The organism is Staphylococcus sp. EG-SA-15 (assembly GCF_017151895.1).
In the GTDB taxonomy this organism is placed as follows: Bacteria; Bacillota; Bacilli; order Staphylococcales; family Staphylococcaceae; genus Staphylococcus; species Staphylococcus aureus.
Window position 1 is genome coordinate 1 of sequence record NZ_JACVZN010000017.1, and the last position, 12775, is coordinate 12775.

General features: G+C 32.3%; 11 protein-coding genes. 2 read left to right on the plus strand and 9 right to left on the minus strand.

Going from position 1 to position 12775, the window contains the following annotated elements; translation table 11 throughout:
* The 4 genes from sdrC to tadA all read right to left on the minus strand — a co-directional run.
* A partial coding sequence (gene sdrC, locus IDG64_RS08590; protein WP_206171306.1) for an MSCRAMM family adhesin SdrC occupies positions 1-2600 on the minus strand: 2600 nt, incomplete at its 3' end.
* Positions 2601-3030: 430 nt separating this feature from the next.
* Complete coding sequence (locus IDG64_RS08595) at positions 3031-3597, minus strand: NADPH-dependent FMN reductase (RefSeq protein WP_000677261.1); 567 nt, start codon at positions 3595-3597, stop codon at positions 3031-3033.
* A gap of 20 nt (positions 3598-3617) precedes the next feature.
* On the minus strand, positions 3618-4487 hold the full coding sequence (locus IDG64_RS08600; protein WP_000593361.1) for a Cof-type HAD-IIB family hydrolase: 870 nt from the start codon (positions 4485-4487) through the stop codon (positions 3618-3620).
* 146 nt (positions 4488-4633) lie between these two features.
* Positions 4634-5104: a tRNA adenosine(34) deaminase TadA gene (tadA, locus tag IDG64_RS08605; RefSeq protein WP_000180279.1), complete on the minus strand. Its 471-nt coding sequence runs from the start codon at positions 5102-5104 to the stop codon at positions 4634-4636.
* Positions 5105-5170: 66 nt separating this feature from the next.
* Here tadA and IDG64_RS08610 point away from each other — a divergent pair, with 66 nt between their 5' ends.
* The gene (locus tag IDG64_RS08610) at positions 5171-5788 is read left to right on the plus strand and encodes a deoxynucleoside kinase (protein WP_001039516.1); all 618 of its coding nucleotides are present in this window, start codon (positions 5171-5173) and stop codon (positions 5786-5788) included.
* On the plus strand, positions 5781-6443 hold the full coding sequence (locus IDG64_RS08615; RefSeq protein WP_001067261.1) for a deoxynucleoside kinase: 663 nt from the start codon (positions 5781-5783) through the stop codon (positions 6441-6443). The genes IDG64_RS08610 and IDG64_RS08615 overlap by 8 nt, the downstream gene beginning before the upstream one ends.
* A 115-nt stretch (positions 6444-6558) precedes the next feature.
* Here IDG64_RS08615 and IDG64_RS08620 read toward each other — a convergent pair whose 3' ends face one another.
* The 5 genes from IDG64_RS08620 to hchA all read right to left on the minus strand — a co-directional run bounded on the left by IDG64_RS08620 (position 6559) and on the right by hchA (position 12756).
* Positions 6559-7242, minus strand: a complete 684-nt coding sequence (locus IDG64_RS08620) for an HAD family hydrolase (RefSeq protein WP_000454780.1) — start codon at positions 7240-7242, stop codon at positions 6559-6561.
* A 249-nt stretch (positions 7243-7491) separates the two neighbouring features.
* Positions 7492-8568, minus strand: coding sequence for a branched-chain amino acid aminotransferase (locus IDG64_RS08625; protein ID WP_000076038.1), 1077 nt, complete (start codon positions 8566-8568; stop codon positions 7492-7494).
* Between the two features lie 335 nt (positions 8569-8903).
* Positions 8904-9869 carry an NAD-dependent epimerase/dehydratase family protein gene (locus IDG64_RS08630; RefSeq protein ID WP_000723301.1) on the minus strand — a complete coding sequence of 322 codons (966 nt, stop codon included), beginning with the start codon at positions 9867-9869 and terminating at the stop codon, positions 8904-8906.
* A 213-nt stretch (positions 9870-10082) separates the two neighbouring features.
* The gene (locus IDG64_RS08635) at positions 10083-11720 is read right to left on the minus strand and encodes a ribulokinase (RefSeq protein ID WP_000122354.1); all 1638 of its coding nucleotides are present in this window, start codon (positions 11718-11720) and stop codon (positions 10083-10085) included.
* A gap of 157 nt (positions 11721-11877) precedes the next feature.
* Positions 11878-12756 carry a glyoxalase III HchA gene (hchA, locus tag IDG64_RS08640; protein WP_000076404.1) on the minus strand — a complete coding sequence of 293 codons (879 nt, stop codon included), beginning with the start codon at positions 12754-12756 and terminating at the stop codon, positions 11878-11880.
* Positions 12757-12775: the final 19 nt, after the last annotated feature.

A 12775-nucleotide genomic window follows, 5' to 3' on the forward strand; every position in this document is an offset into this window, starting at 1 on the left:
TCTGAGTCGTTGTCTGAGTCCGAATCGCTATCTGAATCTGAGTCGCTGTCTGAATCTGAGTCGCTATCTGAGTCCGAATCGCTATCTGAATCTGAGTCACTGTCTGATTCTGAATCGCTGTCTGAATATGAATCACTGTCTGAGTCTGAATCGCTATCTGAGTCTGAGTCGCTGTCTGAGTCTGAATCGCTGTCTGAGTCTGAATCGCTATCTGAGTCTGAGTCGCTATCTGAGTCTGAATCGCTGTCTGAGTCTGAATCGCTATCTGAATCTGAGTCGCTGTCTGAGTCTGAGTCGCTATCTGAGTCTGAGTCGCTGTCTGAGTCTGAGTCGCTATCTGAGTCTGAGTCGCTGTCTGAATCTGAGTCGCTATCTGAGTCTGAATCGCTGTCAGAATCTGAGTCGCTATCTGAGTCTGAATCGCTGTCTGAATCTGAGTCGCTATCTGATGTTTCTTCTTCGTAGTAGCCATTATCTAGTGTGAAATCATCATGATCCGTAATTGTTACGTCAACTTCGCCACCATCAGCATCTTTATCATCTTCAGTTGTATTTGTACCTGTTTGAGTTAAGCCAGCAGGCTTTTCAAAGATAACTTTGTATTTACCACTATCTAAATTATCAAAACGATATTTACCATTTGAATCTGTTTCAGTTGTACCAATTACTTCGCCTTTTTCATTTTGCAATGTAACTTTAACACCTTTAATTCCTTTTTCAGTCGAATCTTGTTTACCATCTTTATTACTGTCATACCAAACATAATCACCTAAACTGTATTTTGGTGTTTTATAGAATCCACTGTCTAATGTCATGTTGTCAGCATCTTTAATGACACCTGTTGTAGTTAGTCCATCAGAATCTATTGCGTCATCTGTACCTGCATTTGCAGTTGTTGGTGTATAACCGGCTGGTGTTGAAAATTCTACACTATATGTTCCATTGCTTAAACCTGTGAACTGATATTTACCATTTTCATCTGTTGTCGTACGATCTAATTCTTTACCATTGCTATCTTTAAGAATGACATACACGCCTTTAATACCCTTTTCGTTAGCATCTTGTTTACCATCTTTATTTGTATCTTCCCAAACATAATCACCAAGATTGTATTTTTTTTGATCGCCATTTGCAGTTGATGAGCCATTCACATTTGAATAACTATTTGACCAACTATATTTAGTTTTGTCAGTGTCTAAAGTATAATCAATTTTCCCATTATCTGTTGAACTATTATCTGGATAAGCAACTTGTTGAATGATGTATTGTTTATTACTACTTTTTTGGCCTTTCATTAAATCGACTGTAGCTGTTTTATTATCATTACTATAATTAATATCGAATTGATCAGTAACATCTGTAAGTTTTGAAGTATCTGGTGTGAAACTATCCACAAACTGATTTTGGTTAGTCACTTCGTATATTTTGAAGTTTTTTGCATTTGGATTAAATTTATATCCAGTTAAATTAGTAACAAACGTTTGTTTAGTATATGTATTTTTAGGTTGATTTACATATGCAGTCATATTTCGTGACAAATCTTCATTGTTGATATAATTTGTACTTGAAATAAGCGGTTGTGCTTTTTTATTACCATAATCGACAATAACTTCTTTACTATAAGAGTCGTTTCCTAATGTAACTTCCATTTTATAAGCAGTTTTATCAGTTGTTGCATTTTCACGTTTGGCAAATGAAACTTGTTCAATACTACCACTAATATTTGTATATTGATCAACATAGTTTGTAAATGTATATGTTGTTGAATTTGTTGCACTATCATAAATACCTTTAGCAATAATGTTACCTTGAGCATTATATAAATTTTGTGTTTTCGATGGTAATCTTACTGATCCTGGACGGAAATATTGACCATATTTAAAAGTAAATGTATCGCCCTCTTTAACAGAATCATCGATTGTATAATTTGCTTTTAATTTTAAAACATCACTTGAAGTTGCCCAAAATTCAGTTTTACCAGTATCTTTATTAACATGTCCTTTATCAATCGCAATATCAATATTCTTAAAATGTACTTTATCATTAACATTTGTACCTTGTTGTGGTGCTGCAACAGTATTCACTGCCATACGGTTTAATGTTCTTGGTTTAATAGTTGTTGTTTTAGGCTTAGTTGAAACGTCTTTTGCCTGCGTTAAATTGCTTTTACTAGTATCGTTACTATATGTAGTTGCTGATTTATCATTTGTTGTTACATTGCTAGTTTGTGTAGTAGATTGATTAGCTGTAGCGTTTTGTGGTGATTGCATGTTACTACTAGTTTCTTTAACTGTTGCACTATCACTCATTGTCACTTTAGGCTGATCTGCAGTTGCAGTTTGCGTATTGTCTTTTAGTTGACGACTATCAACTTTTTCAGTTGTTTTATTCTCACTTGTGCCTGTCGTTTCATTTTTTGATTGATTTAATTCTCCATTCGTATGTTCTGCCGCTTTAGCTTCATGACCACTTAACCCAAAAATCAATGTTGTCCCTACTAAAATTGAAGCAGTACCTACAGAATACTTTCTTATCGAAAATTTGTTTAATCGATTTGGTATCATGCCTTTTCTATTTGTTGCTGTCTTTTTATTATTCATTTAATAATACTCCTTTAAAATATCAAAATTTGATAAATATAATATTTTGCATATATAAATTTCTGCATTACTATCGTAATATAAATTTCAATAAAGTGCAATACTTTAATTATTTTTCTTTATTTTACAATGTTATTTGCTACAAATATTAATATGAATTCCAGTTTAAGAATTGCAATTTTCAATACTTTTTTTCTTTAATTGCTTTAAATTATTTATCTATATTTTTAAAACTCACTTTTAATCTAAGCTTGTTTTCAATTCGCTATTACATCTTATTTTAATTAATAACATTGCTCACAACAGTAATCTCAAAGGCTTACTATTGGTGCATTAGAACAAAAAATAGGCATGTGACTTAAAAGCATTCTCAATGAAATACCTTAAGCTACATACCTATTTTTAATGTATATTTACATATTTTTTAATATTATTTTAAATGTTCATATGGACTATTATTCACAAAAGATACAATTTGATCGACAAATAATCTTGCTCGTAATTGGAATTCACTATCATTTAAGTAATATGAACCATCTTCATTTTTAGCAAAATCAGAATCATGTGTTGCTATTTGAGTTGGTACAGCAATGCCTAGTAAACTTCTGACGATTACTCTTAAATGTGACAATGGCTCTGAACTAACAATACCACCACTATTTCCTATTAAGCCTACAGGTTTCATTTTAAAATAATCCATATTTAGATGATCTAATGCATTTTTCAATATTCCAGAATATGAACCATGATAGTTTGGCGTTCCTAATATTAAAAAGTCCGCCGCCATTGCTTTCTCTTTTAAATCTTTCATATTTTGTTTGATTTCATCAATAGACGGTGTTGTTCCTGAAAAATCTAATTGATTTAACGGTTTTTCTGCTAAATCGAATATTTCCGCTTCAATATCATGTGTTTTAAAATGCTCAGTTAAGTATCTTGCTAGTGCACTTGTATGTGAATTCACTTGTGCACTGCCAATAATAATTAATCCTTTCATATTTGACCCCTCTTTTTTTATTAAACTTGTTGTTCACGTAATAATTTCATAATAGCTTTTCCAACACCACTATTTTCATTCGTATCTGTGACATATTTCGCTATTTTTTTAACTTCTTCTGCACCATTTTCCATCGCAACTGGATAGCCAACTTTCTCTAACATTGATAAGTCATTTAAATTGTCACCTATTGCCATGACATCTTTCATTTCAATCCCTAATCTTTCGGCAATTGTTTCTAGCGCAATACCTTTTTGTGCATCTGAATGCGTTATTTCTATATTTCCTCTCGAAGATGATGATATAGCTAAATTCGGAGATTCAGCTAAAATTTTACTAGCTTTGTCAATTTTTTCTAAATTTCCATCAAATGCTAATATTTTCATAATTAATTCACCAGGTATGTTTTCAATAGCATCATAATTATCAACAACTTTCAACGTACCATTATCTATGCGTCTTTGAATACCATTTTTAATACGCTCAACGTTTGCATGTTGACCTGCACGCTCAGCAATATCTATGTAAATGTCTAAATCTCTTTGTGGATCTTCAGTATAAATCGCACGACTCGTGTATACTTGATAATAAATACCTGCATCTTTTAAAACATTTGTAATTTTGTGTACTAACGATTTATTAAGGTGTGAAGTGCTCATTACATTGAAAGTTTCATCACGTACTTCAGCACCATTCAAACAAATATATGGTACTGTTAAATCTGTGTCAGCAACTGGTGCTTGTGCTTCATAAAATGCTCGACCTGTCGCGATAACAACTGTTATCCCTTGTTCTTGAGCGTATTTAATCGCATCAATATTAGGTTGAGAAATTTCATGTGCTGCATTAAGTAGCGTGCCATCCATATCAGTGGCTATTAGTTTTATCATTATGTTACCTCGTTTCGTAAATTTAAAATCTTGTTCTTAAATAAGAATATATACTCAGCGCACATACTTTTCTATTAACATTTATATTGTCATTAATTTATCATATAATGTAATTCTAACAAATTTTAATTAGTATGTACTATCGTCTAATTGGTGGATTTCTTATTGGCTCTTAAGTTTTTAAAAAATGTTGTTAATAATGTGCTACATGCTTCTTTAAGTAGACCTTTATCAACAATTGCACGATGATTAAAATTAGATTGTTGCAATAAATTCATTAAACTGCCACTACAACCACCTTTAAGATCATCTGCGCCATAGACGACTCTTGGAATGCGACTCATTACAATTGTTCCTGCGCACATGACACATGGTTCTAAGGTTACATATAATGTGCAACCTTCTAAACGCCAACTACCTAACACTTTGGCTGCACGTTCAATTGCAATATGTTCAGCATGCGCCGTTGGTTGTTGTAGTGTTTCTCTTAAATTATGTGCTCTAGCGATAACTTCATCATCTTTAGTGATGATAGCACCTATAGGTACTTCGCCTAGTTGAGCTGCTTTTTTAGCTTCTTCAATCGCTAATGTCATAAAATATATATCATTTGTCATTTATGTCCAGATACCTCACTTATGGTACAATACTCAATGTCTATTTTAACATTTGGAGATGTGAATATGAACAAACCTTTTATAGCAATTGAAGGTCCTATTGGCGTAGGTAAATCTTCACTTGCACACAAATTAAGTCAAACTTTAGATTTTTATGAAGAAAAAGAAATCATCACAGAAAATCCATTTTTATCAGACTTTTATGAAGATATCTCTAAATGGAGTTTTCAAACTGAAATGTTCTTTTTATGCAATAGATATAAGCAATTTCAAGATGTAACACAACTAAATCAAGGTGTAGTTAGTGATTATCATATACATAAAAATAAGATATTTGCTAAAAATACTTTGAGTCCTGTTGAATTTCAGAAATTCAGTAAAATTTATGATATTTTAACTGAAGATATGATTATGCCGAATATGATTATCTTTTTAGATGCAGACCTTGATGTGTTAAAATCTAGAATTGCTAAACGTAACCGTAGTTTTGAGCATCAAATAGAAGATGAATATCTGTTAAAGTTAAAAAAAGATTATCGTGAGTATTATGAGTCCTTACAAAGTAATGGTTCAAATGTAGTTTTAATCGATACAACTTCTATTGATTTTCTTAAAAATGAACAAGATTACGAAGATATATTACATATTATATTACCTATGATAGGAGATATTACCAATGAATAATTACGGTATTCCACAAAATGCCATTATAACCATTGCAGGTACAGTTGGTGTTGGAAAATCAACACTAACGCAAGCACTTGCAGATAAATTAAACTTTAAAACGTCTTTTGAAAATGTCGAACATAATCCATATTTAGATAAATTTTATAGCGATTTTGAACGATGGAGTTTCCATTTGCAAATTTACTTCTTAGCTGAACGTTTTAAAGAACAAAAGCGTATGTTTGAATATGGTGGTGGCTTTGTCCAAGATCGATCAATTTATGAAGATGTTGATATTTTTGCAAAAATGCATGAAGAAGAAGGCACAATGAGTAAAGAAGATTTCAAAACATATTCAGACTTATTTAATGCCATGGTCATGACACCTTATTTTCCTAAACCTGATGTAATGATTTATTTAGAATGTAACTATGATGAGGTCATTGATCGTATTATTGAACGTGGTCGCGAAATGGAAATTAATACAGACCCTGAATACTGGAAAAAGCTATTTAAACGCTATGACGATTGGATTAATAGCTTTAATGCATGTCCAGTTGTACGTATCAATATTAATGAATATGATATCCATAAGGACCCCGAATCTTTAAATCCTATGATAGACAAAATTGCTCGAATTATTCAAACATATCGACAAGTAGATACACGATAAAAGACTAAAGACATAGCGTATATGTTTATATTCAATGTATATTCCATAGATATCATCGATTACATTATCAATTCTATCGAATACATTAATTCACATATACACTATGTCTTTCTTTTTAATTTAAAGCTTCTAAAATATCTGCCGCACTATTTAAAATAATATCAGCTTCATGTAATTCTTCTTTTGTTGCAATACCTGTTAATACACCTATTGCCATACCTAAATTTGCATTACTTGCTGTCTTCATATCATTAGCAGTGTCTCCTACTATAGCTACTTTCTGAGGATCTACATTATATTGCTCAAATAAAGGCGATAATACTTTAGGATTTGGCTTCTCATAGGCATCCGCTTCGGTAGAAATGATCAAATCGAACAACGAGATAGCATTGGTATGTGCTAAAAATTGTTCTACACCTTTTTTAGTATCACTCGTAACAATACCAAGTTGATAGCCTTTTGCTTTCAAATCGATAAGTGCTTCTTTAACACCTTCTACCCAATTAATTTCAGGAATACGTTCATCTACCAGCTTTTGACTTGTTGACTTGGACCAGTCGGTTGTATCTTGTCCCGTCACATCATTAAATGCCTGGATAATTTGTTGTAAAGATCCTGAACCCATCACTGATTTTGGATCAATAGATTCTTTAATGACACCGAGTTGTCTTAAAGCAGCTTCTTTATTATGTACTGGGAAAGTCTCAAGCAATGATTGTACAAATCGTACCCCTATTTTTTCCCAACTTCTATCAAATTCAATTAACGTACCATCTTTATCAAATAATATCCATTCCATTGATATCAATACTCCTATTTATTTATTTCGTATTATGCTGATTCTATGATATTCGTTATCCCCTGAAAATGAACTCGTAGTATTGTTCTATTTAAATATTGAATTAAATATAATAATAAGTGAAATCCCCTTCAATACTTAACAATAAACATTGTAAACTTAATTTATTACCATGCTTCGCTTCATTGAAAGGGATTTTAGTCATGATTAACTTTTACATATTGTTTTCATGATTATATTCAATTTTTATTAATATTTTGGTACAACGACTCTCCAACCATTTTTATCTTCTAAAGTACCATTTTGAATACCAGTATAGACGTCGTATAATTTTTGAGTAATTTCACCAGTCTCATTATTATTAATAACGATTTCACGATCTTCGTATCTCAATGTACCCACAGGTGAAATAACTGCTGCAGTACCACTACCAAATACTTCTGTTAACTCACCTTTATCATATGATTCGAATAATTCATCGATTGAAACGCGGCGCTCTTCGACTTCATATCCTAAGTTTTTAGCTAATTCGATAATAGATTTACGTGTAATACCAGGTAAAATACTGCCATTCAACTCTGGTGTAATTACTTTTCCATTTTCAACGAAGAAAATATTCATGCTACCAACTTCTTCGATATATTTCTGTTCAACACCATCAAGCCATAATACTTGGTCATAACCTAATTTATTTGCATTTGTTTGTGCTAATAAACTTGCCGCATAGTTACCTGCAACTTTCGCAAACCCTACACCGCCACGAACAGCACGCACATATTCATCTTCTACATAGATTTTAGTTGGTTTTAAAGTTTCACCACCATAATATGCACCTGAAGGAGATAAAATAATTAATAATTTATACTGATGTGATGCACCAACGCCAAGTGCCCCTTCTGTTGCAAAAACAAATGGACGAATATATAATGATTGACCTTCCCCTTCAGGAATCCAATCTCTTTCTAAATCAACTAATTGTTTTAGCCCCTCTAACAATTCTGCTTCGTCTACTTGAGGCATTTCTAATCGTGCTAACGAGTTATTAAGACGCTTAAAATTTTCTTCTGGACGGAAAAGTGCAACTTCCCCATCTCTTTTATATGCTTTTAATCCTTCGAATACCGATTGACCATAATGAACACCTTGTGCAGCAGGTGAAATTTCAATAGGACCATAAGGTACTATCTTCAAATCATGCCATCCTTTATCTGCATCATAATCATAACTCAACATATAATCAGTAAAATATTTACCAAAACCTAGTTGAGATGTATTTGGTTTTTGTTTTAATGTTTCTCGTCGTTCAACTTTAACTGCTTGTGACATGGTGATTGCCTCCTAATAATATTGTATAAGAATTTGTTTAACTTAAATTATAACAATCCATATTTTGCTGTTCAATAAATTTTCTAAAAATTCAAAATTAATTAACAGATTTTCTAGAAAGACTATATCTTTTAGTATAAACGTATTAATTTCACAGAGACAAGTAATCTGTGTTTTACTAATATACTTTACATACAAAAAACTCTTTACTTTAAAATGAACTAAGCTCGCGAATTCAATATATATAATGAATAATATTAGAATTCATGCACTAGTTTATTAAAATAAAGAGTAATTTAAAATATCATTCCGTGTATTAAAGTGAATGGAAATGATTAGTTATTATTTTTAACAGTATCTTTTTGTTCAATAGCTTCTAACATTAATTTAGTCATGCTCGCTAAATCATATTTAGGATCAAATCCCCATTCGCCACGTGAACAGCTTGTATCAATAGAATCCGGCCAACTATTAGCGATACCTTGTCTAATAGGATCAACATCATAATCTAATGTAAAATTTGGATAGTATTCTTGAATTGCTTCTTTTACCATCTCTGGATCAAAACTCATTGCGCTCAAATTATAACCGTTTCTAGTTTCTAATTTAGCGTCGTCTGCTTCCATAAGTTTAATAATTGCTTCAATTGCATCATCCATATACATCATATCCATATACGTGCCTTTATCTATGAAGCTTGTATAATGACCTTCTCTTACTGCTTTGAAGTATATTTCAACAGCATAGTCTGTAGTACCGCCACCTGGCTCTTTAACATGCGAGATTAAACCTGGGAATCTAACACTTCTTGTATCTACACCAAAACGTTTGAAATAGTATTGACACAATAATTCTCCAGCTACTTTATTTACACCATACATTGTCGTAGGTTGCTGAATTGTTACTTGTGGCGTATTAACTTTAGGAGTTGAGTCTCCAAATGCACCAATTGAACTTGGTGTGAAAAAGTGCAAATTATAAGTTCTTGCAGCTTCTAATGCATTCATTAATCCACCCATATTTAAATCCCAAGCTAGAATTGGATTTTTCTCTGCAGTTGCTGATAATAATGCTGCCATATGCATTAGACTATCCGCTTCAAAGTCCCTAACTAACTCAAACATACGGTCACGATCTGTTACGTCTAAGATTTCAAATGGTCCATTTTGTACAGGTGAGTCTGCTTCAGGTTCCCTAATATCTGTAGCAAGAACATTATCTGTCCCATAAATTTCTCTGCACTTAACAACTAATTCTGTACCAATTTGTCCTAATGCACCAGTAATCATAATTTTTTTCATAGAAATATCTCCTTTGTCTCTTCTATATAGCTATAGTCCATCACAAGCGGACATAATATTCGTTTTCATAATAATTATAATATAAAAGCGCTTTCTTGTATATATGACATGTACATGTTGCTGTTATTTCCGTAAATGGAAATTCTAGTTGTATTAATTGATTTTAGTAATTTATAGCGTTGAATATTACTAATTACTGTCAAATTAAATTTTTTATCCCTCAACTCTTAAACTCTGGATATCTTTCATTATATTAGCTTTTTTATAACCATGGATATCATGTAAAGCCTTATAAGCTTTAAATAATGTTTCATACCTTTGTACTTTTTCCGCTTCTGGATTAATTTCGTATAAAATTGGCTCTTTCATAGCATCAACTGCATCATTAATTGAATTATGTGCGCCACCACTGACTGCACCTAATATTGCTGCGCCTATTGCTGGTGCATACTCACTATCCATAACAATTAGTTTTTTATTCAGTACATTCGCATAGATATCCATCATAACAGCATTCTTTTTAGGTATACCGCCACATGCAAATACCTTTTCTACTTCCATATGCCAATCTTGATACTGTTGCATAATCATCTTAGTACCAAATGCTGTAGCTTCTAAATATGCTCTATAAATATCCTCATGCTTAGTTTGTAAAGTTAATCCAAAGATACAACCTGTTAAATTGCTATCACTTAATACACTTCGATTTCCATTATGCCAATCAAGAGCAATGAGCCCACTTTCACCTGGCATTTGATGTTTTATCTTTTCATTCATTAATTCAAATACAGTCATATTTCTATTTGCTGCTTCATCTACATATGACTTTGGTGCTTGCTTAGCGACATACTCAAACAAATCACCTACTGCTGATTGCCCCGCTTCATAAGCAAATAATTCTGGAATAATTGCTCCTTTTACAGAACCTGATATACCTGGCACTTGATGTTGCTTTTCATTTAACATAAGATGGCATGTGCTTGTTCCCATCACCATAGTCATTTCTTTATCTTTTTCAGACCCAATACCTAATAAACTAGCATGGGCATCAATAATAAAAGGACTTACCATAGTCTCTTTTGATAATCCTAATTTCTGTGCCATTTTATCGTCCAGTTTCCCTACTACTTCACCAATATTAACAACCGGTGCAGATACTTTATCTTGAATTACTTTTGATAATTTGGGGTCTATTTTATCAAATAAATCATAATGAAACCCTGTTTCTTCTTCCCAAAATGCTTTGAAACCTAATCCACAATTCGAGCGTACATTTTTATTAGTTAATTTATTTACAATCCAATCGCCCGCTTCCATAATATAAGCCGTTTTTTCCATAATTTCTGGTGCTCGATTCATGACTTCCATTATTTTGGGAATCATCCATTCACTACTAACATTATATCCATAATGGCCTAACCACTTATTATTATTTTCAATAGCAGTTTGATATAATTTCTCTGCTTCTTTATATGCACCATGATGTTTCCAAAGTTTCACATACGCATGTGGATTGTTTTTAAATTGTTTTAAATTATGTACCGGGTTAAGGTTTTCGTCAGTAAAAATAATAGTAGATGAAGTAAAGTCTATACCAATACCTACTATATTGACTGGATCTATTTTTGATTCACGTACTATATATGATATTCCTTCTTCCATAATTTCTAAATAATCATTACTATTTTGAAGTGCATATGTATGTGGTATTTTCAAACCATTTAATTCACTCTCAATGACACCATGTGTATATGGTTTCACAAATTTTGATACTACTTGACCGTTAGTTGTATTAATTAAAAACACACGGCCTGAAGCTGTTCCATAATCAATTCCAATGCTATAAGACATCATGTTTCCTCCATATCGCTAGTTGCGGTTATTAGTTTTGCAAGCGTTTTCTTAAATCATACTCATAATAGGTTCTATTTTACAAGTATCACTTAAATTTTGCCAAAAAAAGAGCCCTCATACATTTACATATGGGGCTCCTCTAATTAATATTTAATTATTTATTTTGTATTGCATTTAACATTTCATTAACTGCTAATTTTCCTAACTCATTTGAAGCTAAAGGACTGTCACCTGTTAATAATTTACGATCTTTTAACGTTCTTCCTGTCATATCGTCGTTAACTACTTTTAATCCTTGTTTAGTTAATAAATCAGCAACTAACCATTTCAAGCGTCCAGGTAAATAACCTATTTCAATATTTGCACCTTCATCTAATGAGTCAGGGAAGACACAAACAGAGTATCCTTCTAATGGAGATTTTTCTCTGTTAAGCCCTGCTGAAAGTAGTGCTGCTGGTCCATGACATAATGTAACTATAAAGCGGTCATTGTCTAATGCCCAATCTAATGTTTGTTGAACGTCCTCACTTTCAGAAATACCAACAACTGCAGCATGTCCGCCTGGGATAAAGACAGATAAATAGTCTGAATCAGGTCCTAATTCATTTTTAATCACATCTGCTAATTTTTTTGGCTGTTTTAATTTTTCTTTCAATTTATTATAAGTACTTATAACTGCCTCGTCTTCAGTTGGCATAGCCCATAATTCTAATTTAACTGGATAACCAGATAATGTCGCAACATCAACGTCAAAACCTGCTTCCATTAAATGATGTAAAGGTAATAACATTTCAACAGGATGATTACCCGTAGAGAACATTTTTCCATTTTCCAATAATACATATCTCTCTTCAGCAGCAATCATCAATACTTTCCATTTACCATCTTTATAGGCACCTTTGTGTTCAACACCATCAAAATCTGTTTTAGGTGCTGTATATTGACTAAGGGAATATGGTGATGGGAAAAATGCGTTATCTTCTGCTTTATCTGGCGTTGGTTGCTTACTTAATTCATTTACATCTTGTGACATAGTTTATTCCTACTTTCTC